A 25708-nucleotide genomic window follows, 5' to 3' on the forward strand; every position below is an offset into this window, starting at 1 on the left:
TTTTAGTTGAGTCGTTTTTCCATTCGGATATCGGACCAAAATTGACCGTCCCAGTAAGTGAAGTGCTCGATTCGTCTGATTTCTTGATAACCGAGTTTCGAATAGAGACGATGGGCCGCGTGATTGAAGGCGAACACGCCGAGCTCCATGCGAGGCGTCCCCTGCGCCCGCAGCTTCTCCTCCAGCAAACGAAGGGACTCCGTGCCCACACCTTTGCCACGTCCTACGGATTCCCCGATGACAAACCCGAGCCACGCCGTACCAGGTTCTTGACGGTACAGATGAGGGGGGTCATACATGACGTTCATTTCACCGACGAGATGGTCGTCTGCATAAATGAGAAAAATATCATGTGTCAGAAGACGATCCTCTAAATCTTCGACCGTCATCTCATAATGAGCGGTCAATTCTTCTTCAGACCGACTCGGACGAATCAAATGCACGATTTGTGGGTCATTATTCCAGCGATTGAATGTCTCGACGATTTCGTCGGATGCTGTTGTAAGTTGAACAAGCGAGATGTTGATAGGTCATTCTCCTTTCTCGCTTGTTAACATTCGGTTTCGTTCATAAAAGTCCTTCTCTTATACGGGCTTCAATACGTTCAAATGACTCGGTAAAATTTCAAATGTAAATGGCAACGTTCCACCAGTGTCACCGTCTGCATTCACAGGAAGAGATTCAGGCGAGTGGACGCTCACCCGTGTCGTACAGAATGACGTGACACTGTCCGTTTCCTTTAATTTTCCGGTGAACAGGGCAGGCGTTAATTGAAGTGCATCTTTTAGACCGAGTTCTTCAAAAATATAGACGTGCAACAGACCATCGTTCAGTCGTGCGTCCGGTTCGAAATTCTCAAATCCTCCGACCGAGTTCGTCAAAGCGATGACGACGAGATAAGCTTCGCCATCAAATTGACCGTCCTCACTTTCGATCGACAACGCATATGGACTATGTTCGCGGAACGCCTTCACGCCTTCAATTAGATAGGCGAACGGCCCCCACTTTGTCTTTTCTTCCACACTCACTTCATCGACCGCCTCGGCAATGAGACCAATGGCAATGACGTTCATAAAATAGCCGTCCTCATATTTTCCGATATCCATCGGTGTCGGTTCAGCGTTACGAAGAGCTTCAATCGCTTTTTTTGGATCATTTGGTACACCAAGTGCGCGGGCAAGGTCATTGACCGTACCGAGCGGGATGATTCCAAAGTCGGGACGATGAGGCGCTTCCGCAAGTCCGGTGACCGCTTCGTTCAACGTCCCGTCCCCACCCATCGCAATGACGGCCTTATATTGTTTTTCTGCTGCTTCTCGTGCAAAGTTCGTCGCATCCTGTTCTTTCTCCGTGAAGCGGACATCGACGTGTCCATATCGCTCATGCAATACTTCCTCGGCATGTGTCGCGTGTTGTTCCCCCAATTCTTTCCCTGAGGATGGATTGACGATTAACATGACTGTGTCCATTCCAACATATCTCCTTTTCGGTTCGAATACTGTCCTTTATTCCCGTCTGCGAAATCGGTTACTCCTAAAAAATCCCCATGATCGTCAGCACTTTCGGCTGATCTTCATGGGGATTGGAACATGTCGTTCGTTTAATAATGACGGAATGCGGACATATCTAAATGACTCGCTTCAGACTCATCCACTGCGAGTTCGATACGCAGATGTTCATGAAACGGAGAAACGAGGGCGCCCATGCAGGCGACCGGTTCATGGTCTGGGACCGGTGATTTACGTTTCGTTTTGACGAATAAATAATCCGATCGCTTCAACGTCAACAAGAAACGTTCCACGGCGTGCGGTTCACGGGTCACGTTTGGCCAAGGTAAATGATTGAATAATAAAAAGACCGCGCCTTCCTTTTCGAGCGCATAGTCCGGTGCGATGCCTTCCCGATTCAACAAATCGATGACAGCATGCAAAAACTCCCGTTTAATCGTCAATGAAATTTCGTAATACTCACGCATACGGTCCACCCTTTCTTAAAATCACAATACTACCATTCTAAACGTTTCCGACATACGCGACAATGAAGAAGTTCCTTGACGAAGTATTTTTCCCGGCTTATACTGCATAAGTCCTGCTATACTAGTGATATATGATGAACGAATTGAGGTGAAACCGACATGATTGAATCCCTTGAATTGAAGGCGTGGGTCGTTCTCGCACGAACGATGGATGCCATCAGCGATCGTGTGAAAGAAGATTTGCGACGCCACCAGTTAAATTCAACAGAGTTCGGTGTTTTATCCGTTTTGTATAAACGAGGGGATACCCCGTTACAACAAATCGGGGACCAGATTTTGATTACGAGTGGTAGCGTGACATACGTGATTGACAAGTTGGAAAAGCGTGGGCTGATTGAACGAATCGCCTGTCCGTCCGACCGTCGCGTCACATACGCCTCGTTAACAGAGGATGGGAAGGCGCTCATGGATGTCGTCTATCCACAGCACATCGAAATCTTTAAAGATATATATGGACCGTTAAGTGATGAAGAGACGGAACAATTGATTTCGTTATTGAAACGAGTCGGTTATAACGCAGCGGGCAAATAAAGCCCGTTGCTTTTTTCATTAATATCTTGAAGTTAAAATAATTGACGATGAGATATACAGATGATATAGTTCTAACTGTTATTGAAAAAAATTAGAGATTACCCAAATGGAGGATTACACGATGACTAAAGTATTATATGTATCGGCTAACCCGAAACCAACTGAACTTTCATACAGCAAACAAGTTGCAGAAACTTTCGTATCCACACTCAAGGCTGAAAACGCATCAATCGAAGTAGAAGCAATCGAACTCTACGATGTCGATGTACAAGAAATCGATGGAGACGTGCTCAGCGCATGGGGCAAATTCGCATCAGGCGAAGCACTCACTGACGTGGAAGCGAAAAAAGTAGGCACAATGAGCGGCATGCTCGAGAAGTTCATGGAAGCGGACCTTTATGTATTCGCAACGCCAATGTGGAACTTCTTCTTCCCGGCACGCATGAAAATGTTCCTCGACAGCGTCCTCATGGCGGGTAAAACGTTCCGTTACACGGAGCAAGGTCCTGTCGGCTTGCTTGAAAACAAACAAGCAATCCACATCCAAGGAACAGGTGGGATCTACACAGGAACTGACCTTAACTTTGCAGACGCATACCTTCGCCAAGCGCTCGCGTTCGTCGGTGTGTCTGAAGTGACGACGGTAGCGGTTGAAGGGATGAACCAATACCCGGACAAAATCGAAGAAATCGTTGCAGACGCGAAAGCGAAAGCAGAAGCACTTGCGAAAGAAGTTGCAGGCGCAGTAACGGTATGATACGAAAGACGAGTCGATTGACTCGTCTTTTTGTATGCACGCATTTTGGGTATCATACAAAGGGAAAGGGGAGTATGCAATGGGAGAGCAGTTATCGAGTCGATTACTTGGAGATTGGACGGACATCATCCAAGACGAGATGAGTCAACCTTATTTCCAACAGTTGAAGCAATTCGTTGATCAAGCGTATGAGGAGACGATCGTTTATCCGAACCGTGAAGACATTTGGAACGCTTTTATCTATACCAAATTCAGTGACGTGAAATGCGTGATTTTAGGGCAAGACCCGTATCACGGACCAAACCAAGCGCATGGCCTCAGTTTTTCGGTACAGGATGGGGTGCGTTTTCCACCATCGTTACGAAATATCTTTCAAGAACTTAAAGACGACGTTGGGTGTGACATTCCGAAGAGTGGGAATTTAGAAAAGTGGGCGAAACAAGGAGTCCTTCTTTTGAACACAGCTTTGACGGTCGAAGCGGGGAAAGCAGGTTCACACCGCGGAAAAGGATGGGAACAGTTCACCGACTCGGTGATCGAGCGACTAGGGAGTCGTGAAGAGCCGATCGTATTCATCCTGTGGGGGAATGACGCGAAGAAGAAAATGAAATGGATTGGAGAGCAGCATCAAGTGCTTACGTCCGTTCATCCGAGTCCATTGTCATCCCACCGTGGATTCTTCGGTTCGAAGCCGTTTTCTCAAGTGAATGACGCTTTAAACGAGTGGGGACAGTCCCCGATTGATTGGTGTCTTTGACAGTCTACGAAAATTCGTAGACTGTTTTTTGTTGACGCGTCGAAAAACCTTTGGTACAGTAACTAACAAGACGTCACTTTAGTACTTAAAAGCATATATGCATAACAGCATAACTGTATAAAAGATAGAGAAATGAATACGTAGTAGAAGCGAAGAAGGAACCGAAGTAGAGACATCTTCCCTGGCTAAGAGAGCGTGTGGTGCTGCGAACACGCCCAAAAGATGAATCGAATTACAGTTCCCGAGCTCTCATGATTGAGCGGTCCCCCGTTATCGGAATAAGCGGCTAGATAATCTCTAGCAACCAGGGTGGTACCGCGGCTTTGTCGTCCCTATCGATTGAATCGATAGGGATTTTTTTGAATTTAAAGGAGGACTTCACATGTTGACACAATCGATTCCAGCACATCTTGCCCCACATATCTCACCGCAGTTTTACAATGAATACACACCAACGGATCACGCCGTGTGGCGCTTCGTTTTAAGCTTGAATCTGCATACGTTAGAAGGAAAGGCGCACCCGTTTTACATCGAAGGATTAAAACGGACGGGAATGGGACCAGACCGATTACCGAACGTCGAACAGATGACGGATGAGATGCGGGCAGCGGGATGGTCGACGGTCGCAGTGGATGGACTCATCCCAGGCGTTGCCTTCTTTGATTTCCAAGGAAACGGAATGTTGCCGGTCGCGACGGACATTCGAAAAGTCGAGAATATCTTATACAGTCCAGCACCTGACATCATTCATGAGGCAGCAGGTCACGCGCCGATGTTGATGGACCCGACGTTCTCGGCAATCGTCAAACGTTTCGGTCAACTAGGGGCGAAGGCGTTCATGAACCGAGAAGAGCATGCTTCGTTCGCGGCGTTGAAACGCTTGACGATCGTGAAAGAGAACGCCAACTCAACGGAACAAGACATCGAGGCGGCAGAACGAGCGGTACACGAAGCGAAAGCACAAGTGACCGGTTTTTCAGAGGCACAACAAGTCGCACGCATCTTTTGGTGGACAGTTGAATTTGGATTGATTGGTGACCTTGAGAATCCGATGATTTACGGGGCGGGCCTCTTGTCATCTGTCGGTGAAAGCCGTCACTGTCTGACCGATGCGGTCGTCAAGCATCCATTTGATTTGGAGCATGCGCTACAGACGAAGCAAGACGTGACGAATATGCAAAAAGAACTATTCGTCATTCCAGACTTTGAGACGCTTTCTTCCGTTTTAGATGAATTAGAGGGGAGAATGGCTATTCGAAAAGGTGGGGTTGAATCGGTCACAAAAGCATTGGCGTCGGGAAGTCAATCGACGATTCGACTCGAGGACGGTTCAGAACGTGTCGGCATCGTTCGCCACATGACAGAATCGAAGGAACATACGCTCATCCAATGGGATGAGTGCACAGTCGCAAAAAATGGTCAGTTGACGAAACGAGAACGTCACGGACTTCTCATTGTCCATGACACGGAATCTGCGCTAGACCGCGATGATCTCCTCGAGGACGGAATGACCCTTCGTCAAGCATGTGCATCGGACATGCTCGAAGGAGTGACCGTTCAACTAGAAGGACGGACGATCTCACTCGATTCACTCGAAGTACGCGTCGATTCACTTCCATCGGTATTCCCTGGAACGACGGTGGAAGAATTGACGATCATTGAAAAACCGGTGATCATCGAACGGGATGAACGTGTATGGACGAAGGATGACCCGATGTTCAATCGCATTCACCTCATGCGTGAACGCGGGGAATCGATTGATGGTCTCGTTCCTGATATTTTATCCGAGCATCCGGATGCGTGGTTGTTACACATTGAGTGTCTGGAGTTAGTAGAAGACGAGGAACTGAAGCAGGCCTTGATTGACCGACTTGAAGCACTTCGTCATACATCTCCTTCTCGAAATGAATTGATTGGACGCGCGTTCGAACTGTTGCGCTAACGAAAATAAGCGACGTTCTCCGAACAGAGAACGTCGCTTATTTTTTATACGGATTGATTCGTCGTTTCACGTAAGAACGTGATCAGACGGCGATACGTCGAATTTGCCGCCGGGCGGTCCATTTCAAAGTAATAGTTATGACCGAGTTCGTGTTCGTTCCGGTCATAAAATACAGTCGTCACATCCGTTCGACCTGAGAGAATTGTTGCAAATTCTTTCGCCTGATCTTCAAACGAATGGTCGTTTCCGTCAGCGATAAACGTCGGAACGAATGTGGCAGGTACGTTGACGAGTGGCGAAGCTTCAGCGACGACCGGGAGTGTTTCCCAGTTGTATGTGCCGAAATAAGCCCAACCGATGCGTTTGAACAAGAAGCGGTTCACAGATTTCGATGATTCGAGCCATGAACGTTTCAAGTCGAATGGTGCAGACAATAAGATGGTTCCAAGGATAGACGATTTCGGTACAACTTGTCTGACTTCGGCCGAAGGCGAGTAGTCGTCATTCAACTGAATCCCGACAAACTGTGCAACGAGCTGTCCACCGTTCGAATCACCCGCGAAAAAGACGCGGTCCAAATCGAGACGGAATCGATCGTTGTTTTCAGCGATGAATGCATACGCTTCTTCTATTTGCTGAAGTGGTGTCGGATACGTTACATCTGGCGCAAGCGCGTAGTTGATACTGACGACGTTGTAGCCGTTACTCGCAATCGAGGTGGCGTATTTTAAGACGTCAGATTTATCACCACCGACGAATGAGCCACCATGCACCCAAAAGATTGTTGGGACAGGTTTTCGGTCGCCTTCATAGCGAATCAAATCAAACGTCCCGTTGTCATAAGAAGACAAGTAGTCGATGTCTTTTCGGACAGACGTCTTTTGAACGACTTCCTCGAATCCCTTCATCTCCACTTCGTTCCCCCCTGCGAACGAAGTTTTGATTAAACGTGTTGCTGGTTTAGGTGAAAGGAACACATAAGCCGCTCCCGCGACCGCTGTTCCAATCAGCCCGACTCCAGCGCGTTTCAACCCTTTATTCATCTTACTTCCTCCCTTTCTCCAACCAGAAGCTTATTGCGTGACGAGTACGTCCGCCATGTATGTCTCGATGACATGCGCAATTCCGTCTTCGTTGTTTGACTTCGTAATGAAGTCTGCTTTCCCTTTGACTGTCGTATTGGCGTTACCCATCGCAACACCGAGACCTGCCCATTCAATCATCGTCAAGTCATTGTTTCCATCACCGCAAGCGATGACTTCTTTCTGGGCGATGCCGAGTTGATCTGCTAGGAAAGCGAGGCTTGTCCCTTTTGTGACACCGGCTTCCGTGAACTCTAGGAAGAACGGTTTTGAACGAGCGACGGCCAATTTTCCAGCCAACTCTTCTTGAAGCTTCGTCTCAATCGGAGCAAGTGTGTCACCATCGGCAAGCATCAAACATTTGACGACTGGTGCGGTCACGGCTTCTTTAAAGTTATCGACATGAACGACCGGCATACCTGTCAATTCACCTTCGATATCCGTATACGGGTTCGGGCGATCGGTTACGATTTCGTTACCGACGTACGTATGAATCGCGATTCCTTCCCGTTCACTGATATCATGGAGATGGGCGACTGTGTCCGGTTGAAGCGTACTCGAGAAAATTTCCTCGTTCGTTGCGCAATTGATGACCGATGCACCGTTGAACGATAAGATGAAGCTACCGTACTTCGCAAGTTCCAATTCACGGGCTGCATCCCACATCGCAAACGTTGGGCGGCCACTCGCGAGCACGACTTTATAGCCGCGCTCTTGCGCATCGAGAAGTGCTTCTTTTGTTTTAGGGGAAATCGTATGGTCGCTCGTGAGGAGCGTATCATCCATATCCAATACAATCATCTTGTAACTCATAGTAGTAGGGGGTCCTCCTTCAGAATCTAATGACTCCATCCTAAACCTTTTTAAGGTCAATTGACAACCTTGTCGCAAAAACGTAACTATAATGTAGAGAAGTGAACTCTAGAAGAGGTGTAAATATGAATCGAATTTTAGTAGCTGAGGACGAGCATGCGATTCGCAGCTTCATTATTGTAAATTTAAAACGAGCCGGTTTCGATGTGTTCGAAGCGACGAATGGACGAGAAGCGGTCACCGCATTTGACCGTGAACCGTTCGATGTCGTCTTATTAGATGTCATGATGCCGGAGATGGACGGATTCGAGGCGTGTGCGGCCATTCGAGATATCGATGAAAACGTCGGGATCATCATGTTGACGGCACGAACGCTTGAAGAAGATAAAATCGAAGGACTCGGAAAAGGCGCGGACGATTATATCGCCAAGCCGTTCAGTCCAGGCGAGTTGGTGGCACGCATTCAAGCGTTGCTGCGACGTGTGGAAAAAGTGAAACGAAAAGACTCGAAGCGGTTGAAGTCAGGCCCATTCGCGATTGATCTTGCGGCGAAGCAAGTGACGAAGTATGGTCAATCGATCGATTTGACGCCGACGGAGTATGACTTGATTTGTCATCTCGTTCAAAACGAAGAAATTGTTTTATCGCGTGATGCACTACTCGATGCGGTATGGGGCGTCAACTACTTCGGTGACCGCAAGACCGTCGACGTCAACATTCGTCGATTGCGTCAAAAAATCGAAGATGACCCGAGTCATCCGATTTACATTGAAACATTATGGGGTCACGGATATAAATGGCGGAGACATGAAGCATGAAACAACAGTTAGTCATTCGCATGATGATTGTCGTGACGATCGTCTTGCTTTTACTCGTCAGTGTCTTGTCTTATGGGACATATCGATACTATTACGAGTATGAGTCGGAAGCGTTACTCAGTCATGCGACCACGAGTGCATATTTATATCCTCAAGCCCAAGTCGGGTTTGAGACGCCGAGTGCCTTTTCCGTTCTCGTCCGGACATTCGGATATCCCGGAACCGATTTGACGATTGTCGACCAGAGCGGTTCCATCGTCAAGACGACCGGTCAACGGACGAGGCAGGCATCTTTTTCACAAGAACAATTACAAGAGCTGTCACGAGGGGAGTCGGTCGTTCAGGACTATGACGTCGGTGACGAGCATTACTTATCGGTCACCAGTCCGATTATGACGAACGATACGTCAGAGTTCGCGATTAGCTTTACACGCCCGCTCGAAGACCTAGACACGCTGATTCGTGAGATTTGGATGACCGTCGTCATGATTGGTGTCCTCATCTGGTTACTCGCACTCTACACGGTCATTCGCATTGCTGATCGTTTCGTCCGTCCGATTCGTCAAATCATCGAAACGGCGGATGAGATGGCTCAAGGTGATTTCGACGTCGCTGTGGAGTCGAATGAGAAACATGAGCTTGGGGCATTGGCTCGGACACTCACGTATTTAGGTGCGAAAGTACAGCAGCACCAGTCGACACGTAATGAGTTTCTCTCGAGCGTCTCCCATGAACTGCGGACACCGCTCACATCGATTAAAGGATGGACGGAGACGATTCGAGGTGGCGATGAGAAATTGTCTGAAGAAACGGAGCTTGGTCTGAGTATCATTCATTCGGAAACAGAGCGCATGATTGGTCTTGTAGAGCAGCTTCTCGATTACACGAAGATTGAAGAGAGTCGATTGGTCTTGTATCGTCAGGAACTCGATTTAGTCTCCTTGTTGCGAAAAGTGACGTTGCAGTTAAAGCAGTCGCTCGAAGACAAAGGCATTACACTCATCGAACGTTATCCTCAAAAATCAGTCGGGCTATTTGATGAGAATCGATTGAAACAAGTGTTCCTGAACATTCTTGAGAATGCGATTCGCTTTTCACCGGATGGCGGGACATTGACCATCCGTTTCGTTCAATCAGAACGTGTCGCCTTCATCTCGATCATCGATGAAGGTCCTGGTATCTCACGTGAGCATTTGCAGCGTATCACCGAAATGTTCTATCAGGCCCATGTGACGGAAGGGAGTAGCGGTCTCGGACTCGCCATCTCCAAAGAGTTGATTGAGGCACATGAAGGAAAACTCGTCATCGAGAGTGAGGTCGGACACGGGACGACCGTGACGGTTTTATTACCTCTCGACCCGAGCGAACTACATTAATAGGGTTAAACCTCCCGAATTCAGGCTACATATATAGATGTATGTAGAATGAGGGAGGTTTTTGTTATGGCCAATCAGTCATTGAAGCCGTTAAAAGGAAGTCCAAATGCCGTCTCGACGCAAACCTCGATTGAAGAGTTACGCATGTCTCCGCTCCCATATGCGGGTAGTCGCGGCCAATCAATTGAAGCGATCAAGATGGCAATGAACCAATTGCCACGGGCCGAACTGGTTAAAGAAACAGATGAGGGCCTTCATTATGTGGTGACCTCGAAAGTAATGCGTTTTAAAGATGATGTGAATTTTCTATTTGATGATTCCACTCAACAAGTCGAGTTTCGGTCTGCGTCACGTGTCGGCTATTCAGACTTTGGCGTGAATCGGAAGCGGATGGAAGATGTGAGTGAACGATACCGGAGGTTGATTCGATGAAGGACTATCAGTTGATTGTCATCGGCGGTGGTGCCGCTGGGATGACGGTAGCAGCAGGAGCAGCGAACTTAGGCGCGAAAGTCGCGCTTGTTGAAAAGAACAAACATTTAGGTGGCGACTGTCTGCACGTCGGATGTGTCCCGTCGAAAGCATTGATTGCCGCCTCGAAAGAAGCGAATGCGATGATGCGCGCGGCACGTGTTCTCGGAACGGAATTCAATGGAGGCGAGCATTATCAAATGTCGAAAGCACGAGTCGACAAGGCGCGGGCTATTATCCAAGACCATGATGGGACAGAACGTTTTGAAAAGATCGGGGTCGACGTTTATATCGGAGAGGCTTCTTTCCAAAGCCCGACAGAATTGAAAGTCGGGGACGATTTATTGATTGGGAAAAAATTCGTCATCTCGACGGGGTCGAAACCGACAGTCCCTCCAATCGACGGATTGGATCAAGTCCCATACTTAACGAACGAGACGGTTTTTGAAGAAGAGACGCTTCCGGAAAGCCTCATTGTCATCGGTGCCGGGACAGTCGGCCTCGAGCTAGCACAATCGTTTGTTCGACTCGGCTCGCAAGTTACGGTACTCGAGGCACAGGATGCGTTCTTGCCAAAAGAAGATGAAGACGTCTCAACTTACCTAAAATCTCAACTCGAGATGGCGATGCGCTTAAAAATCGGCGTGAAGGTCAACCGGGTCGATGAAGTCGACGGCCGCATTCGTGTCACGACAGAGGTGGACGGCGAGACAGTCGAATATGAAGCAGATAAACTGCTCATGGCGACAGGGCGTGTGCCACGCATCGACGCGCTTCGTCTCGATCGTGCAAACGTTCAAGTGACGAAAGGATACATCGATGTCTCTTCTTCGTATCGGACGTCACAACCGCATATCTTTGCGATTGGCGATACGATCAAGACGTTACCGTTCACACACGCGGCTGGCGAAGAAGGGAAAGCGGTTGTCGCAAACGCACTGTTTGGACTATGGAACAAGGTAGATTACAGTAAGCTTCCTTGGATCACGTTCACAGATCCCGAAGTATTTCACGTTGGGATGACGGAGAAAGAAGCGCGTGAGCGTTACGGGGATGACATCGAGACATATGAAGCGAAATTATCAGAAGTGGACCGTTTCATCGCCGAACGCCAAGAGGCGGGCTTTGTCAAAGTCATCACGAAGAAAAATGGAAAGATTATCGGGGCACATGCGGTTGGTGAATCAGCTGGCGACTGGATGCAAATCGTCGTCTATGCGATGCAACGCGGCGATAAGATCGGCAAGTTGTCACGAATGATTTACCCTTATCCATCGCGCAGTGAAGCGGTGAAGAAAGTGACGGATCTCTACTGGCGGAAACGCTTGTTTGAAAGTCCGCTCACAGAACTGGCGAGACGTTACTTCAAATTGACGCAATAACACAAATCACCCACTCGTTTGAGTGGGTGATTTTAGTTCGGTAAGGTGATCGTTTCAATCATTTTCGGTTCGCCCTCCGATAAGTCGACGAGCGGTTTAATTAACACTTCGACACGTCGGTTTTTCGAACGACCTTCTTCTGTGTCGTTCGTAGCGATTGGTTTGAATTCCCCGTAACTTGCGAGTGTAAACTGAGCCGGATTCAGTGCATCATTCGTTAATAATCCACGCATGAATGCCGTCGCACGTGCTGAACTGAGCTCCCAGTTCGATGGGAAGCGGGCCGTGTTGATAGGGATGTTATCCGTATGACCAGAGACGACAATTTCTCGCTTTCCAGCCTTCTCTAAGATTTGACTGATGTTTTGAGCCACATTTCGAGCATCGGCATCAAGTGTCGCTTCTCCTAAGTTGAAGAGGGCGCGGTCTTGAATCGTTAAGACGAGACCGCTCGAGTTGATGGTCGCTTTAATTTGGCTCTCTAACCCGTTCTTCTTAATGTATTGGTTCACATCTTCTTTCAACTCATCAAGCTGAGCGAGCTCGTACGTGCGTGGGTTGGCGGTCGTATTCGTGTTATCTGTCCGACTGATGTCGCTGTTTGAGGCGGTCGAAGCTTGGAAGACACTGACGCCTCCAGAGAATACTTGGTTGAACGAGCGCGACATTTTCTCGAGCTTCGTCTGGTCGATGTTACTCGATGCAAACAATACGATGAAGAGCGCGAGCAAGAGTGTCAATAAGTCGGCGTAAGGAATGAGCCAACCTTCTGGAATGTGTTCTTCATGATCATGCTTCTTTTTGCGTTTCATAGTCAGCTCGCTCCTTTGGAGACAAATACACAGACAGCTTATCTTCTAACGTTTTTGGAGATTCACCGCTTTGAATCGATAAAATCCCTTCAATCATCATTTCTTTGATGACGACTTCGCTCTTCGAATACTGCTTTAATTTATTGGCAAACGGGAACCAAAGTACGTACCCGGTGAAAATCCCGAATAGTGTCGCGACGAAGGCCGCCGAAATGGCGTGTCCGAGTTTTTCGATATCCGACAAATCTTTCAGGGCGGCGATCAATCCGATAACGGCTCCGAGTACACCGAGCGTCGGCGCATATGTCCCGGCCTGGGTGAAGATGTCGGCGTTCGCCTTATGACGCTGTTCCATGTTTTCGATGTCACGTGACATGACTTCCGCAATGTATTCAGAAGGTTGACCGTCGATGACCATCATCATGCCTTGGCGTAAAAATGGTTCTTCGACTTGTTCGAGTGCTGTTTCAAGAGATAATAGACCCTCTTTCCGAGCTTGCGTCGATAAGTCGACAAATTGTGTAAGCAATCCAGATTTACTTGGGAGTTCTTGTTTTTTGAACAAGATTTTAAATAACTTCGGTACATTTTGAAGCTGTTCTTTCGATACGGCGATACTGACCGCAGCAGCTGTACCGACGAAAATGATAACGATTGCGGCAGGGTTGATCAGCGGTGCGATACCCGCTCCTTTTAATAGCATTCCACCAACGAGGGTGAGGAACCCGAGTATGAGCCCGACTAACGTGACGACATCCATGTCTTTGTTTTCCACCTTTCCGAAATAAATCAGGACAAAAAAAGCGAGAGACGCTACTCGTCTCCCGCAACATGCGTTCCCGATGATTAAGCGCCGTTTTCATCAATCAGCATTTGAATGCTGATGTTTCGTTCTTCACGCTCTATATCGGTTAATACGTCGTATTTTTTTAACAATGCGTACAATTGATTCACGACTTCTTGCTCAAGTGACCAATTGAGTAACTCTTCTAGCTGAAAATAAAGGTGAGCGGGCATACATTGTGATTGTCGCTCCAACCTTCGCGAGACATCCTCTATCGAATGATCTACCGTACTAGGGTCCACGGTTTCATTCAACCTCCTCAACATTCTTAAAGTCTATCTCTCATAATACCAAAAAATCGAGGAAAGCGTTAGAGATACATTTTCTTGTTGGCATTTAGAAAGGCGAGGAGTAACATGAGGCTTAGAATAACAGAAGTGAAGGGGATGTCGTGATGCGACATAGACTGTCAGCGCGTGAGATGCGCTTGAAGCGAATCGAGGTACTTTATCGAGTCGTGTTTGAAAAACCTGCTCGCTTTATCGCGGGAGGATTTTTACTTGCGATTTTTATCGGGGCAACACTTTTATATATGCCATTTGCTCAAGAAGAACCAGTCTCTTGGATTGATTGTCTATTTATCGCAACTTCCGCGGGTACCGTGACCGGACTGTCGACAGTCGACATCGGTTCGTCATTCAACTTGTTCGGAGAATTGGTGATTGTCGCTCTCATTCAAATTGGGGGTCTCGGGTTCATGACAATCGCGTTGATGCTCCTCAGTGTATTAGGGAAGAAAATTGGATTGAAACAACGGATTCTTTTGCAAGAGTCGTTAAACTTAGCCGGACCCGGTGGAACGGTTCGTCTCGTGCGAAATATCGTCTTCACGACGGTCATTGTTCAATTTATAGGGATGCTGTTTTTGACGTTTGAGCTATATAGTACAGAGCGCTATTCTTTCGGTGCAGCTCTCTACTATGGCTTTTTCCATGCGGTCTCTGCCTTTAACAATGCAGGCTTCGCGTTGTTCCCGGACAGTCTGATGTCATTTGAACAAAACACGGCGATTGTCGTGACGATTGCCCTCATGATCATGATCGGGGGTCTCGGGTTCACGACGATTGCCGATGCGACAGAAGTGCGAGGATGGAAGCGTCTCGCCCTCCATTCAAAAATTATGATTCTGTCCCTATTGGTCATCAATGGGGTGGCATGGTTCCTGCTCATGATGTTTGAGTGGGTATCAAACGAAGGTTCTCTCTATGGGCGGTCCATCGGTGAGGCGCTACACGTGACCTTCTTCCAAGCCGTGACGACACGTACGGCCGGTTTTAATACGATTGATATCGCAACGATGGCGCCGGCATCAATCGGCTTGATTTTAATTTTGATGTATATCGGGGCTGGTGCAGCTTCGACAGGGTCAGGGATTAAAGTGACAACGCTAGCGGTCATCTTCGCGGACATGTGGGCGTTCATTGCGGGTAAGAAAGAAACGGTGATCATGGAGCGGACGATTGATGCGTTTCAAATCAAAAAGGCATACGTTGTCGCCATCTCGAGCTTCTTCTTCATCCTGATCATTACGACACTCGTCATTTTGACAAACGGTCACATTCCAGCGAGCGCCATTCTGTTTGAGACGGTGTCGGCGTTCGGGACGGTCGGGTTATCATTAGGCATTACTGCTGATTTGAATGCTGCCGGCAAAGGGTTCATCATGTTCATGATGCTCCTTGGACGTGTCGGATCGTTGACGATTCTCTTTACGGTCGCACGACAAGCCGACCGGAAGATTCGCTATCCGAAAGAGAAGATTTTGATTGGTTAAAAAAGAGCGTATGAAGAAAGAACGCATTTGGCTGCAATCCATGTATAGGGGATTGCAGCCTTTTTTAGGTCTATACTTATCAGAAAGCGAAATCATTTTTTATCAGCTTTTATCCTATTTAATCATTGGTATATAATGGATTTAAAAATAAGTAATCTGTCTGAATCGATCAAGGGGGTTTTAACTTGTTATCTTGGCTAGGTATAACAAAAGGAGAGGAAGAAGGACGTCCATTCTTCGGGGATGCATCAAAAAGAGCGGTGACGCTTGTTTTGCTCACCTCACTGATATTGATGAATGTGGTGAAGTCACTCTTCCTTTACCTGATTCCAAAAATATATTTGGAGGATGTGATTGTTGCTGTTCTACCTGGTATCGTGGGACTCCTTGTGGCGTTGGTCTATATCCTCGTCCTTGAGCGTATTCTACACGATCAAGCAGAGTCTCGTAGACACGCGGATGAAATCTAAAAAGCAAGTGTGCGCTCGTTCACAGCGCACACCTGCTATATCACTGTGATTCCAATCAAAGTTGAAGCCCTGAACGCATTCAGGGCTTTTCGTGTGTCATGAAATATTGGACGACCTCCGGTAGGTAATCTTGAAGATCCGGACAGACGATTCCAGTCCCATCGAGCGCACGAATCGTTTGCGTCGTATCGAAATGGACAGGATGTTTGAAATAGTCTAGCAGTTCGTGCGGAACATCCAGTTGTGCGGCGTTTTTCCAAGTCGTGAATGCGACATCTGCAACAGCATGGGGAACCGTGCCGCGAGGAGGACGGTGGAACATCGTCTCATGTAGCATGCGATACACTTCACGCGCACCATGCGGGAAAGGATCCGTCAAATGAAACGTCCGTTTCGACCCGACTGGCGAGTGTGCCAGGAAGGCGGTCGCTTCCACGACATAATCATAAGGAACTAAATTCACTTCGACGTTCGCACGCCCGATATAAGGGAGCGGTCGCATCTGTTGAAGTTGCGCCATCAATTTCAATACAAAATAGACACCGTCAAACTTCTTCGTTTCACCTGTTCGACTATGTCCAATCACAATACCAGGACGAATGATAGTGATTGGCATCGCTCCCATCTCGCGGGAGACGAGTGCTTCCGCTTCATATTTAGTCGCTTCATAATGATTTTTAAATCGAGCCCGATGCCAGAGTTCGTTCTCATAGACGGTCCCTTGCCTGCGACCGGCAATATAGGCCGTACTGAAATAGACGTACCGCTTTAACTGTTTCGACCGTTTGGCGAACGCCGTGACGTGTTTCGTACCGAGGATATTGATTCGATACCCCGTGTCATACGGAATGCTCAAGTCATAGGCCGCAGCTAGATGAAAGACGTAATGCACGTCACGCTCGATGACAGAGCGCATAATCGGATCGAGAATCACTTCCGGTAACGTGATGTCCGCCTCCACTAAGACGAGCTGGCGAGGCTCGAGGGATGTCGTAGACAGCAACGTGTCTCGTAGTTCTTCCGCTTCAAGCTGTTGGTTAGGGAGATGAAGCGCATAGATAGTTCCGATTTGATGAGGCAACGACGCAAGATGTTCGATTAACTTTCCAGCTAAAAATCCAGGGAATCCGGTAAAGGCATAATCGTTCATGATAGTTCCTCCGCTAAGTCTAGTGTGAATGTAAACGTCGATCCTTTTCCGACAGTCGATTCCACTTCGATGCTGCCGCCATGGGATTCGATGATTTCTTTACAGATGGACAAGCCAAGACCGGTCCCACCAATTTTACGTGTATCGGAGTTATCGACCCGATAAAACTTTGTAAAAAGTTTCTCGAAGGCGTGTTCAGGAATACCGATTCCGAAGTCACGAATAGAGACGTGGGCCTGATTGTGGTCGTGCCGGACCCGTACTTCAATTTCTTGTTCGTTCGGCGAATACTTGATTGCATTCGAAATTAAGTTGACGAGTACTTGTTCAATGCGGTCCCGGTCAGCAATCAAGCGTAGATCTTCATCAGCGTTATCAAAATGAATGGCATGGTCATTCGTTTCACGGAAGCGTTCAACCACCTCTAAGACGAGTTCATTCAATGAGAACTGATCTTGCTTGTATTCCTGATGACCACCCTCCATGCGTTGAATGTCTAAGAAGTCATTGAGTAACGCCGTTAACCGTGACGCTTCTCGTGACATCGTCTTCAAGAAACGTTCTCGCTTGTCAGGCGTCAAATCGCGAGCGAGCATCAACTCGATGTAGCCAGATAATGAAGAAAGAGGTGTCCGTAGTTCATGCGAGACCGTGCTCACCAGTTCGTTTTTAATCTGGTCCATCCGCTCTTCTTCCGTTCGGTTACGGAATACGAATAAGAAACCGCTGTCCATTCCGATTTGTCGTTTCGTATCCATCGTCGTGCCGTACATCTCGTAATATTCCTCATCTCGGTCGTTCGGTTGTGGGATGGAGAAACGCATGGACACTTCCCGAGCCGTTCCGTCTAACAGTTGATCCATCTTACGTAGCATCTCGCTTCGGTCACGTGGACGAAACGTGGAGAGGAGGGGGATCCGCTCTTGTATTTTATTCGGGGCGATCCCGGGTAAGTCCATGAGGCGTCGCGCATGGACGTTCATGAACAAGACACTCCCGTTCGACTCGGTCAAGACGAATGCTTCGTTTGACGCTTGTAAAATCGATTGAATGATGTCCCGTTGGCGGGCAATCGCATTTTTCTCTCGTTCGAGCATGCGTTCTATTTTTTTACGATCGCTAATGTCACGCATGACGGCGACTCGTAATGTTTGGCCTAGATACGTCACTTCTTTCGGGTAGACCTCCATCTCTAGAAACGTGCCGTCCGCTCGTCGTCCAATCACTTCATATGGTGTTTGGATATGGTTGCGGATTCGTCGCAACACATCTGCCCGATATCCTTCGGCAATAAATTCAACCGTTTGCCGACCGACCATTTGTTCAGCTGGAATTTTGAAGATGGATTCCGCCGCTTTGTTCGCATCAAGAATCATCCCGTCTTCGTGGAATAGGACAGCCTCGATGACAGATTCGGCAAACATCCGATAGCGTTGTTCCTTATAACGGAGTTCTCGTTTTAGTTCAATCTCAGGACTCACATCAAATACGAAGAAAAAGAATCCGATGAGTTGCTCTTGTTCATAGACCGGATGCATAAAGAGTTTTCCGATAAAATGTGTCCGGTCTTTACATTGAAATTTCCACTCACGGTCTCCTTTGTCGAGTGCGAGGCGTAACATTTGTTCGAACGAAAGCAACCGTTCTGTCTCATCTTGATAGGCAGAACGCTTTTCGCTCAGCTCTCTTGACTCGAACAAAGCGAACGGGGTCATCTCATATAACACTTCATGAGGAGCGTAGCCGAACAGTTCCGTCGCTCCCTGGTTAAATCGAGTGATCAACATATTGGCATCCGTCATGATCATCGCCATGTCGAGCTCGGAGTGCATCATCGCTTCAAACGCATTGTGTTGAATCGTCACGCGTGTATCGAGAGGGAGTGGTTCGATGGAGAGGATATAATGATTCTCCCAAGGGATGGCATGCACGCGCATCGTCGGCAGTTCATACATCCATGGAAGTCCCTGCTCCATTCGGCGAGATAATTCCATCGTCATCGGGGACTGGTTGACCATGTGAAAGAGGTTCGTGCGAGTCTGTAGATTCTCTGGAAACTTCTCTAAGAACGGTCGGTTCGCTTGAACGATTGTTCCATCTTTTTCTATTAAAGCAACCCCGTAAGGTAATGCATGTAATAACTCACTTTGGAGATTGGTGCGATTCTCCATGAACGATCATCCCTCCTTCGTGGTGTCAGACGAGCATATCTTCTATAACATTCGACAGATCCCCCTTTCATTTCCTGCCCTCGAAACGGTAAAGTGGGAGAGAGGACGTGGAAAGGAACGATGGGGATGATTGGATTACTTATTAGTATGGTCGGTGCTATTGGTCTATGGTGGTTCGGAGCACCACTTTGGAGCAGTATCTTACTACTCGTGTTAGGAATCGTGTGGTTCGTCTGGAGAGCCCGACTGTCGACAATCGACCGAATCGATCGGATGGATGGCCGAGAATTCGAACTGTTTTTAGAGAATGTGTTCACTGCGCTCGGATACACGGTTACCGTGACACCAGCCTCGCGTGACTTTGGGGCAGACTTGTTACTCGAGACACCCGATGGATGGTCGATTGCGGTACAAGCGAAACGGTATGAAAAGGTAGTCGGTCTTGAAGCGGTTCAACAAATTGCGGCTGCCGTTCCGTACTATCAGGCACATGAAGGATGGGTCGTGACGAACTCGACATTTACGGACAGTGCGTATGAATTGGCGGCGCCAAATCAAGTTCGTCTGATTGCAAGAATGGAGCTTGAAGAACTCTTAAAAGAAGCGGGATATAAGCGATAAGAATAGGCTTGTTCACAAGTTCGACAGAATCCAAAATGATGTCGAAAAAAAGGGCTTGTCTTTTTCTTTAATCGATGCAATAATCATCTTCGTCATATGAAATATGTAGTAGTTGAAACGAGATAAAAACTACACAGAGAAACGATTGGGGTTTCAAGAAATGCCCAACCGTACACATACAAACAATCACGGTTGGAACGTGCTAGGAGGAAAAAGCGGTGCGCAAATTAATTTATGTAAAAGGTTGCGTCTTTACGCAAGGCGAGGCGACCATTTATGATGAGACAAATGATGCGATCGGATCTGTTCACCGCGACGCGGAAGGCAGTGTCCAAGTGCACAATTTGTCTGGACGACAGATCGCTCACGGGAAGTATATCCCGAACTGCCAAAAATGGGTCGTGATGAACCATGACGGACAGGCGATTGGTCAATTGAAAGACAAGTTCTCGTTATTCGGGAAAAAGTGTGAGTACAACGTCTATGAACGCGGACTCTTCACGATTCAATACGATGTGGAACGTCATAAGTTCAGCGTCCGTGACAAAGCAGGTAAACTTGTCGCGGAGCTACGGAAACAAGAGGACGACACGTTCTGCTTAACGAAAGAAGCAGATCAGCTATCGATGTTCGAACTCCTTTCTGTCTTAAAAACGTTAACGGTTAAATCGCGGATGCCGCTCGCAGCATCTGTCTCATAACGATGACGAGCACCGGTCCTTGATCGGTGTTTTTTAATGCAAAAAAAACCGTTCCATCAAATGAAACGGTTCAAATACTGCTTGGCCTCGAGCTCGAGTGTGGTCACACGGTGTGCGTACAAACAGAGCTTTAGGACATGAATGATATTCGGATGTGTGTATTTCGTTTTTTCGAGAGAACGTTTGGCACGCGTATCGAGCAGGTCGATTGGACTCGTCGACTTCGCATACTCTGCGTATAATCGATAAAAATCAATCGGTTTGATGAAGTCGTCTTCGTCCCGGTCAGGGTTGTTGAAGATAAGTGCCAATAAGGAACTTGTCTCTTCAAGCGAGAAAAGATGTTTCAAGTCATCAAGAAGGTAGATGATGGCTGCTTGATGCAAGGAATACTTTTTACCGATTCGTGGGACTCCGATGATTTTGCGGACTTCACGCTTCGTCCAGTTTTGAATCGTCGTCGCCGAGAGATGTTCTCCGGTCAATGCGTTCGCAAGGGCGACGATTTGATTGATCGACAGACCGTTCTTTTCAATATGAAACAAGTGGATTTTTCGAAGCTCTTTTGGAAAATGTTCACGCACGTCTTCAGGGAAGAGGGCGATGGCTCGCTCGATTTCTCCGACCTGCATGAAGTGAAGGCAATCTGCCAAAGTTTGAATTGAAGTTGCGTCGCGCATACGGCCACCCTTTCTATCACCAACATCGTACGTTGGCTATACAGTCATTTGACCTCATTCTACCAAATGTTTGAAAAGTAAGCTAGGATGGGCACTGATTAAGGTATAATGACGGTATTATACACATCCTATACATAGAGGTGGTCAAGCAATGAATGAATGGATTAGTTCGATTCTTTCCATCGTGATTGTCCTTGTATTTCTCGTCGGTCTCGAACAAGTTGGAAAGCGTCTTGGGTGGACAGACGAAACGATTCGAAAAAGTGTACATATCGCAGTCGGACATTGGTCGCTACTAGCGGTCTGGTTAATGGATTCTTGGTACGTCGCGGCAGTCCCGCTCATCTTCTTCACCTTCGCGAACGCGGTCTTGTTATATAAAAGCCCATCACCGGTACATCAGACGGAACGGAAGTCTTTCGGAACGGTCTATTATCCAATCGCTTTACTCATCATTTTATACTTCTTCTTTGAGTCGGAACCGATTGCATTTTTAGCGGGATCACTCGTCCTCGCCTGGGGGGATGGAATGGCTGCATTGATTGGACGGAAGTATGGGACAGTCATCTATGATTTGTACGGTCAAAAGCGTTCCTTCCAAGGGAGCGTCGCCATGTTCTTAAGCTCGTATGCGGTCTTATTTTTATTGTTTTTGTGGAATGATGTCGTCATGTGGCAAGTGGTAACATATGGATTTATCATTTCCATCATCGCCACACTAACTGAAGCGATTTCATACCGAGATTGGGATAACTTTACAATTCCGATTGTAGTGGCTGTAGCGACATCGCTATTGTTATAAACTAATCATGACATTGTAAGAAAAACGTTGCTTGTCACGTCCGACAATCATTTGTATACTGTGTTTCGTACTGAAACCATTCAGTGACGTGCTCGGTACGAAGAAGATGTGATCGAGACACTTAAATAGAACGTAAAGGATTGAGTGAACGCATGAGCTTTTTACAGCAACTCCAGAGTATTATTCCGGCCGAGCGCGTCCTCCAAGACGAGCCGCTGTCGGCACACACGTATACAAAACTAGGCGGGAAAGCAGATTACTTCGTAGCCCCACACACGTACGAAGAAGTCCAAGCCGTCTTAGAACTAGCCCATCAGGAAGCAATGCCGTTCATGATTCTCGGGTTCGGTTCAAACTTGATTGTCCGCGACGGGGGAATTCGCGGAGTCGTTTTAAACTTGAATGAACTAAATACGATTCGTCGCGAAGGGAACCAAATCGTGGCACAGGCTGGGGCAGCGATTATCGATGTCTCACGTCAAGCGCTTGCGGAAGGTTTATCCGGTCTTGAGTTCGCCTGTGGGATCCCTGGAACGGTCGGTGGCGCCGTCTATATGAACGCGGGTGCATATGGGGGAGAAACGAAAGACGTCATCACGTCTGCGACAGTATTGACGTCGGACGGACAAGTGCTTCATTTGTCAAAAGACGAATTAGAACTCGATTACCGCACGAGCCGTGTATCAAAAGAAGGGTTCATCGTGTTAGAAGCGACGTTCGAGCTCGAACCGAAAAACTACGAATTGATCAAAGAAGTCATGGACGATTTGACGTATAAACGCGAGTCGAAGCAACCGCTCGAATATCCTTCGTGCGGAAGTGTCTTCAAACGTCCGCCAGGTTACTTTGCCGGCAAGTTGATTCAAGACTCTGGTCTTCAGGGCAAGCGAATCGGAGGAGCGGAAGTATCGCTCAAGCACGCAGGATTCATCGTCAACATTGCGGAGGCGACTGCGACGGAATATATTTCGTTGATCCGTCACGTGCAAGCGACCGTTAAAGAGAAGTTCGAAGTGGAATTAGAACCGGAAGTGAAAATCATCGGGGAAGATATCGCTGTCGAAAACGCATAATGAGAAGAAGGGACTGAGCGATTATGTTCAGTCCCTTCTTTTTTGTACGAAAAAGACGACGAGAACGGGCATCTCGTCGTCTTTCGATTACGCTTGTGTTTGTTTTGCAACTGCCTCATAGGCAGGGACGAACGGATACTCTAAATCGCGAGCGACCGCTTCGTATGTGACCGTCCCGTTGATGACGTTTAAGCCTTTGAGAAGGGCATCGTTTCCGAGGAGTGCCGGGAGCACACCTTTTTGTGCACATTCGATAATATATGGCATCGTTGCGTTCGTAAGCCCCATTGTCGATGTGCGTGGCACGGCACCTGGCATGTTAGCGACGGCGTAATGTTGCACACCGTAACGTTCATACGTTGGCGCATCATGCGTTGTGATATGATCAATTGTTTCACAAATTCCACCTTGGTCAATGGCAACATCGACAATCACCGATCCCGGTGACATGCGTTGTACCATTTCTTCTGTGACAAGTTTCGGTGCTTTTGCTCCAGGAATCAAAACAGCACCGATGACGAGATCACTCTCAGCTACTTGTTTGGCGATATTGTATTTGTTCGAGATTAATGTGTTGATTGTGTTTCCGAACAAGTCGTCGATTTGACGAAGACGAGCTGGGCTGATGTCCATCAAGGTAACGCTCGCCCCGAGACCGATGGCGATACGCGCTGCATTCGTTCCGACGACGCCACCACCGATGACCGTGACGTTCGCACGAGGTACGCCCGGAAGACCTGACATGAGGATTCCTTTTCCACCGTGCGGTTTTTCGAGAATCTGTGCCCCGATTTGAGCGGCCATACGACCTGCGACTTCACTCATCGGTGTGAGAAGCGGTAACGTCCGATCGACTTCGACCGTCTCATACGCGATAGCAGTGATGCCTGATTCGACGAGTGCTTTCGTTAATTCTGGTTCTGCCGCTAAGTGCAAATACGTAAAGAGCGTCAGATCAGGACGGAAGTATTGATATTCAGACGGCTGCGGCTCTTTCACTTTGAGCGCAAGTTCGACGCCTTCCCATACTTCTTTCGCCGTTTCGACGATTGTTGCACCGGCATCGATATATTCCATATTTGTGAAACCACTGCCGAGACCGGCATTTGTTTCGACGAAGACGTCATGACCAAGTTCCGTTAACATAAATGCACCCATCGGTGTCAAAGCCACCCGATTTTCATTGTTTTTAATCTCTTTTAATACCCCGATTTTCATGGAACATTCCCCTTTCATTCCGTTGACACAAATTGTTCACACCCCTAGTATAGACCCATTCGAAAACGCTGTCTTTATCATGGATTCTAAAAACGAAGACGCTCACTTTGTGAAAAAACACAAAGCGAACGTCTAGTCTTCTAATCGATATTGGCCGGCTTTAATCGCCAAATAAATCATGGACCGTTCGGGTAAGGAAACTTGCGTGATATTCGTCAACTCTTCGATGCGTCGAATCCGATACAAGACGGTATTCGGATGGATATGAAGGTGGGCGGCGACCCGCTTTACATTCCCATCGAAATAAAAATACCATTCGAGCGTTTTCACGAGTTCGGTCTGATGGGACGAGTCATAGTGTTGCAACCGTTCGACGGTCGGATGGGTTTCCAGTCGAAGTCCGATGCGACGTGCCAGTTCAGGGACGAGTTGGTAAATCCCGATCTGTTCGAAGGCGCGAGAAGTCGCGAGCTCAAGAGGGAACTTACGACGAAGTGTTGTGACCCGTCGCGCCTCTTCCGCTGCGGCGTACAGCATGTCACTCTCGAAAAAGCGCCGACTGATTCCGATTCGTGGTTCGGATTCGTTGAATTTGTCTTGAAGCAACTGTTCGAATCGTTCCGCCCAAGCGAGCAATTCCACTTCTTCATCGGAAAGTTCGGATTTCATGTAATGCCAGACGAGTAATTGCTGTCCATCGATGGCATGTAAGACCACTTCAATCGCCTCTTGGGTCGCAAGCACATAATGTAGACGTTCAGCGAGTTGTGGGGTGATCGGTTGAGCGCATTCAATGATCGTCAATCGACTGGCGACCGCAATGGGGGCGAGTTCGTTCAGTCGTTCGCGATTGGGATCGGAGAGTGTCGGGGAAGCGAGTACATCTAACAAGAAACGTTCAAGTTCCGCACTAATGCGCCGTTCGTGCATCGCGATTGTCATGAGCAACTTTTTGGCAATGGTCGCTCCTTCCTGCAAGATAGCTAATTCTTGAGTCGTGAACGGGTTCGTTCGAGCCAAGCTCCAAATATAGCCGAGTACTTCGTCATGTTGTTTGATCACGATGGCGGCACGCTCGCCGAGCCCGACAGCGAGCCGTGCTGGAATGACGACAGGCTCATCTTGGTCAATGACTTCTCGTAAAATTCCACTTTCCCACAAATCTTCAATAACGGCTTCTGGGACACGACGACCAATGATTGTGGCGATCCTGGCCGGGTCGGTCGAATCGGGATGGGTGCTATACGCTAGCAACTGGTGGTGGCGATTTTCAATCGTGATGGGTGCTCGAATCGCTTGACCGATTGCTTCGGCGAGTGTATCGAGAGACTCATAAGATTTCTGCAAAAAAGGCATGTCGATTCCTCCTCTCTCTGAGTATAACTTCTTCTTTGTGAAACTTCACAAAAAGAATCGAGAGTGTGAGAA

27 protein-coding genes and 1 other annotated feature are annotated in these 25708 nt (G+C 47.8%); of the genes, 14 read left to right on the plus strand and 13 right to left on the minus strand.

Annotated elements, in window-relative coordinates:
• Window positions 1–2 precede the first annotated feature (2 nt).
• From ACQKD4_RS11725 to ACQKD4_RS11735, 3 genes are all read right to left on the minus strand, one after another.
• A complete protein-coding gene (locus ACQKD4_RS11725) occupies window positions 3–443 on the minus strand; it encodes a GNAT family N-acetyltransferase (RefSeq protein WP_427373453.1) in 441 nt (146 codons plus the stop codon).
• 141 nt (window positions 444–584) lie between these two features.
• A complete protein-coding gene (locus tag ACQKD4_RS11730) occupies window positions 585–1469 on the minus strand; it encodes a diacylglycerol/lipid kinase family protein (RefSeq protein WP_427373454.1) in 885 nt (294 codons plus the stop codon).
• Between the two features lie 131 nt (window positions 1470–1600).
• A complete protein-coding gene (locus tag ACQKD4_RS11735) occupies window positions 1601–1975 on the minus strand; it encodes a hypothetical protein (RefSeq protein WP_074034233.1) in 375 nt (124 codons plus the stop codon).
• Between the two features lie 159 nt (window positions 1976–2134).
• Between ACQKD4_RS11735 and ACQKD4_RS11740 the strand changes: the two genes are divergently transcribed.
• The 4 genes from ACQKD4_RS11740 to ACQKD4_RS11755 all read left to right on the plus strand — a co-directional run bounded on the left by ACQKD4_RS11740 (window position 2135) and on the right by ACQKD4_RS11755 (window position 6022).
• Window positions 2135–2566 (plus strand): MarR family winged helix-turn-helix transcriptional regulator, encoded by a 432-nt coding sequence (locus tag ACQKD4_RS11740; RefSeq protein ID WP_214746962.1) that lies wholly within the window; start codon window positions 2135–2137, stop codon window positions 2564–2566.
• Window positions 2567–2687: 121 nt separating this feature from the next.
• A complete protein-coding gene (locus ACQKD4_RS11745; protein ID WP_015880490.1) occupies window positions 2688–3323 on the plus strand; it encodes an FMN-dependent NADH-azoreductase in 636 nt (211 codons plus the stop codon).
• 79 nt (window positions 3324–3402) lie between these two features.
• Window positions 3403–4080: a uracil-DNA glycosylase gene (locus ACQKD4_RS11750; RefSeq protein ID WP_214746968.1), complete on the plus strand. Its 678-nt coding sequence runs from the start codon at window positions 3403–3405 to the stop codon at window positions 4078–4080.
• A gap of 143 nt (window positions 4081–4223) precedes the next feature.
• Window positions 4224–4417, plus strand: a binding site (T-box leader).
• Between the two features lie 45 nt (window positions 4418–4462).
• Window positions 4463–6022, plus strand: coding sequence for an aromatic amino acid hydroxylase (locus tag ACQKD4_RS11755; RefSeq protein WP_427373455.1), 1560 nt, complete (start codon window positions 4463–4465; stop codon window positions 6020–6022).
• A gap of 44 nt (window positions 6023–6066) precedes the next feature.
• On the opposite strand, the gene ACQKD4_RS11760 is transcribed toward ACQKD4_RS11755, so the two are convergent.
• Window positions 6067–7065: an alpha/beta hydrolase gene (locus tag ACQKD4_RS11760; protein ID WP_427373456.1), complete on the minus strand. Its 999-nt coding sequence runs from the start codon at window positions 7063–7065 to the stop codon at window positions 6067–6069.
• A 30-nt stretch (window positions 7066–7095) separates the two neighbouring features.
• Window positions 7096–7917, minus strand: coding sequence for a Cof-type HAD-IIB family hydrolase (locus ACQKD4_RS11765; RefSeq protein WP_271305945.1), 822 nt, complete (start codon window positions 7915–7917; stop codon window positions 7096–7098).
• Window positions 7918–8042: 125 nt separating this feature from the next.
• On the opposite strand from ACQKD4_RS11765, the gene ACQKD4_RS11770 reads away from it, so the two are divergent.
• From ACQKD4_RS11770 to ACQKD4_RS11785, 4 genes are all read left to right on the plus strand, one after another.
• The gene (locus ACQKD4_RS11770) at window positions 8043–8735 is read left to right on the plus strand and encodes a response regulator transcription factor (protein ID WP_026824524.1); all 693 of its coding nucleotides are present in this window, start codon (window positions 8043–8045) and stop codon (window positions 8733–8735) included.
• On the plus strand, window positions 8732–10111 hold the full coding sequence (locus ACQKD4_RS11775; RefSeq protein ID WP_214695920.1) for a sensor histidine kinase: 1380 nt from the start codon (window positions 8732–8734) through the stop codon (window positions 10109–10111). Before ACQKD4_RS11770 ends, ACQKD4_RS11775 begins: the two co-directional genes overlap by 4 nt.
• 66 nt (window positions 10112–10177) lie before the next feature.
• Window positions 10178–10543: a DUF1499 domain-containing protein gene (locus ACQKD4_RS11780; RefSeq protein ID WP_214790343.1), complete on the plus strand. Its 366-nt coding sequence runs from the start codon at window positions 10178–10180 to the stop codon at window positions 10541–10543.
• A complete protein-coding gene (locus ACQKD4_RS11785; RefSeq protein ID WP_214746981.1) occupies window positions 10540–11964 on the plus strand; it encodes a dihydrolipoyl dehydrogenase family protein in 1425 nt (474 codons plus the stop codon). Before ACQKD4_RS11780 ends, ACQKD4_RS11785 begins: the two co-directional genes overlap by 4 nt.
• A gap of 32 nt (window positions 11965–11996) precedes the next feature.
• Here the strand turns inward: ACQKD4_RS11785 and ACQKD4_RS11790 are convergent, their stop codons facing one another.
• From ACQKD4_RS11790 to ACQKD4_RS11800, 3 genes are all read right to left on the minus strand, one after another.
• The gene (locus ACQKD4_RS11790) at window positions 11997–12776 is read right to left on the minus strand and encodes a flagellar motor protein MotB (protein WP_274665042.1); all 780 of its coding nucleotides are present in this window, start codon (window positions 12774–12776) and stop codon (window positions 11997–11999) included.
• Window positions 12754–13536, minus strand: a complete 783-nt coding sequence (gene motA, locus ACQKD4_RS11795; RefSeq protein WP_074034258.1) for a flagellar motor stator protein MotA — start codon at window positions 13534–13536, stop codon at window positions 12754–12756. Before motA ends, ACQKD4_RS11790 begins: the two co-directional genes overlap by 23 nt.
• Window positions 13537–13622: 86 nt before the next feature.
• Complete coding sequence (locus ACQKD4_RS11800) at window positions 13623–13814, minus strand: hypothetical protein (protein WP_224862903.1); 192 nt, start codon at window positions 13812–13814, stop codon at window positions 13623–13625.
• Window positions 13815–14014: 200 nt separating this feature from the next.
• On the opposite strand from ACQKD4_RS11800, the gene ACQKD4_RS11805 reads away from it, so the two are divergent.
• Together ACQKD4_RS11805 and ACQKD4_RS11810 are read left to right on the plus strand one after the other, a co-directional pair.
• Complete coding sequence (locus ACQKD4_RS11805; protein WP_427373457.1) at window positions 14015–15394, plus strand: TrkH family potassium uptake protein; 1380 nt, start codon at window positions 14015–14017, stop codon at window positions 15392–15394.
• Window positions 15395–15579: 185 nt separating this feature from the next.
• Window positions 15580–15864 carry a hypothetical protein gene (locus ACQKD4_RS11810; protein ID WP_427373459.1) on the plus strand — a complete coding sequence of 95 codons (285 nt, stop codon included), beginning with the start codon at window positions 15580–15582 and terminating at the stop codon, window positions 15862–15864.
• Window positions 15865–15943: 79 nt separating this feature from the next.
• Here the strand turns inward: ACQKD4_RS11810 and ACQKD4_RS11815 are convergent, their stop codons facing one another.
• Together ACQKD4_RS11815 and ACQKD4_RS11820 are read right to left on the minus strand one after the other, a co-directional pair.
• Entirely contained in the window at window positions 15944–17014 is a 1071-nt protein-coding gene (locus ACQKD4_RS11815; RefSeq protein ID WP_427373462.1) for an SDR family oxidoreductase, read from the minus strand.
• Complete coding sequence (locus ACQKD4_RS11820) at window positions 17011–19185, minus strand: PAS domain-containing sensor histidine kinase (protein WP_427373463.1); 2175 nt, start codon at window positions 19183–19185, stop codon at window positions 17011–17013. Before ACQKD4_RS11820 ends, ACQKD4_RS11815 begins: the two co-directional genes overlap by 4 nt.
• Window positions 19186–19311: 126 nt before the next feature.
• Between ACQKD4_RS11820 and ACQKD4_RS11825 the strand changes: the two genes are divergently transcribed.
• Both ACQKD4_RS11825 and ACQKD4_RS11830 read left to right on the plus strand, forming a co-directional pair.
• A complete protein-coding gene (locus ACQKD4_RS11825; RefSeq protein ID WP_074034330.1) occupies window positions 19312–19806 on the plus strand; it encodes a restriction endonuclease in 495 nt (164 codons plus the stop codon).
• 218 nt (window positions 19807–20024) lie between these two features.
• Window positions 20025–20507, plus strand: a complete 483-nt coding sequence (locus tag ACQKD4_RS11830) for a hypothetical protein (RefSeq protein ID WP_015880506.1) — start codon at window positions 20025–20027, stop codon at window positions 20505–20507.
• A gap of 56 nt (window positions 20508–20563) precedes the next feature.
• On the opposite strand, the gene ACQKD4_RS11835 is transcribed toward ACQKD4_RS11830, so the two are convergent.
• A complete protein-coding gene (locus ACQKD4_RS11835) occupies window positions 20564–21187 on the minus strand; it encodes a DUF1836 domain-containing protein (protein WP_274665037.1) in 624 nt (207 codons plus the stop codon).
• Window positions 21188–21338: 151 nt separating this feature from the next.
• On the opposite strand from ACQKD4_RS11835, the gene ACQKD4_RS11840 reads away from it, so the two are divergent.
• Both ACQKD4_RS11840 and murB read left to right on the plus strand, forming a co-directional pair.
• The gene (locus ACQKD4_RS11840) at window positions 21339–21989 is read left to right on the plus strand and encodes a diacylglycerol/polyprenol kinase family protein (protein WP_074034266.1); all 651 of its coding nucleotides are present in this window, start codon (window positions 21339–21341) and stop codon (window positions 21987–21989) included.
• 152 nt (window positions 21990–22141) lie between these two features.
• Window positions 22142–23062, plus strand: coding sequence for a UDP-N-acetylmuramate dehydrogenase (gene murB, locus ACQKD4_RS11845; protein WP_214695939.1), 921 nt, complete (start codon window positions 22142–22144; stop codon window positions 23060–23062).
• Window positions 23063–23149: 87 nt separating this feature from the next.
• Here murB and ald read toward each other — a convergent pair whose 3' ends face one another.
• Together ald and ACQKD4_RS11855 are read right to left on the minus strand one after the other, a co-directional pair.
• Window positions 23150–24280 (minus strand): alanine dehydrogenase, encoded by a 1131-nt coding sequence (ald, locus tag ACQKD4_RS11850; RefSeq protein ID WP_214695941.1) that lies wholly within the window; start codon window positions 24278–24280, stop codon window positions 23150–23152.
• A gap of 132 nt (window positions 24281–24412) precedes the next feature.
• On the minus strand, window positions 24413–25636 hold the full coding sequence (locus ACQKD4_RS11855; protein WP_274665035.1) for a PucR family transcriptional regulator: 1224 nt from the start codon (window positions 25634–25636) through the stop codon (window positions 24413–24415).
• Window positions 25637–25708: the final 72 nt, after the last annotated feature.

Origin of the sequence: Exiguobacterium sp. NPDC077395, from assembly GCF_050269125.1 — a bacterium.
Lineage (GTDB): Bacteria > Bacillota > Bacilli > Exiguobacteriales > Exiguobacteriaceae > Exiguobacterium > Exiguobacterium aestuarii_A.

Coding starts and splice junctions, on each gene's coding strand:
- ACQKD4_RS11740 (WP_214746962.1), top strand. CDS start 2,135: ATGATTGAATCCCTTGAATTGAAGGCGTGGGTCGTTCTCGCACGAACG.
- ACQKD4_RS11805 (WP_427373457.1), top strand. CDS start 14,015: ATGCGACATAGACTGTCAGCGCGTGAGATGCGCTTGAAGCGAATCGAG.
- ACQKD4_RS11820 (WP_427373463.1), bottom strand. CDS start 19,185: ATGGAGAATCGCACCAATCTCCAAAGTGAGTTATTACATGCATTACCT.
- ald (WP_214695941.1), bottom strand. CDS start 24,280: ATGAAAATCGGGGTATTAAAAGAGATTAAAAACAATGAAAATCGGGTG.
- ACQKD4_RS11855 (WP_274665035.1), bottom strand. CDS start 25,636: ATGCCTTTTTTGCAGAAATCTTATGAGTCTCTCGATACACTCGCCGAA.
- ACQKD4_RS11815 (WP_427373462.1), bottom strand. CDS start 17,014: ATGAACGATTATGCCTTTACCGGATTCCCTGGATTTTTAGCTGGAAAG.
- murB (WP_214695939.1), top strand. CDS start 22,142: ATGAGCTTTTTACAGCAACTCCAGAGTATTATTCCGGCCGAGCGCGTC.
- ACQKD4_RS11760 (WP_427373456.1), bottom strand. CDS start 7,065: ATGAATAAAGGGTTGAAACGCGCTGGAGTCGGGCTGATTGGAACAGCG.
- ACQKD4_RS11825 (WP_074034330.1), top strand. CDS start 19,312: ATGATTGGATTACTTATTAGTATGGTCGGTGCTATTGGTCTATGGTGG.
- ACQKD4_RS11770 (WP_026824524.1), top strand. CDS start 8,043: ATGAATCGAATTTTAGTAGCTGAGGACGAGCATGCGATTCGCAGCTTC.
- ACQKD4_RS11790 (WP_274665042.1), bottom strand. CDS start 12,776: ATGAAACGCAAAAAGAAGCATGATCATGAAGAACACATTCCAGAAGGT.
- ACQKD4_RS11765 (WP_271305945.1), bottom strand. CDS start 7,917: ATGAGTTACAAGATGATTGTATTGGATATGGATGATACGCTCCTCACG.
- ACQKD4_RS11735 (WP_074034233.1), bottom strand. CDS start 1,975: ATGCGTGAGTATTACGAAATTTCATTGACGATTAAACGGGAGTTTTTG.
- ACQKD4_RS11755 (WP_427373455.1), top strand. CDS start 4,463: ATGTTGACACAATCGATTCCAGCACATCTTGCCCCACATATCTCACCG.
- ACQKD4_RS11745 (WP_015880490.1), top strand. CDS start 2,688: ATGACTAAAGTATTATATGTATCGGCTAACCCGAAACCAACTGAACTT.
- ACQKD4_RS11785 (WP_214746981.1), top strand. CDS start 10,540: ATGAAGGACTATCAGTTGATTGTCATCGGCGGTGGTGCCGCTGGGATG.
- ACQKD4_RS11750 (WP_214746968.1), top strand. CDS start 3,403: ATGGGAGAGCAGTTATCGAGTCGATTACTTGGAGATTGGACGGACATC.
- ACQKD4_RS11835 (WP_274665037.1), bottom strand. CDS start 21,187: ATGCGCGACGCAACTTCAATTCAAACTTTGGCAGATTGCCTTCACTTC.
- ACQKD4_RS11730 (WP_427373454.1), bottom strand. CDS start 1,469: ATGGACACAGTCATGTTAATCGTCAATCCATCCTCAGGGAAAGAATTG.
- motA (WP_074034258.1), bottom strand. CDS start 13,536: ATGGATGTCGTCACGTTAGTCGGGCTCATACTCGGGTTCCTCACCCTC.
- ACQKD4_RS11840 (WP_074034266.1), top strand. CDS start 21,339: ATGAATGAATGGATTAGTTCGATTCTTTCCATCGTGATTGTCCTTGTA.
- ACQKD4_RS11775 (WP_214695920.1), top strand. CDS start 8,732: ATGAAACAACAGTTAGTCATTCGCATGATGATTGTCGTGACGATCGTC.
- ACQKD4_RS11780 (WP_214790343.1), top strand. CDS start 10,178: ATGGCCAATCAGTCATTGAAGCCGTTAAAAGGAAGTCCAAATGCCGTC.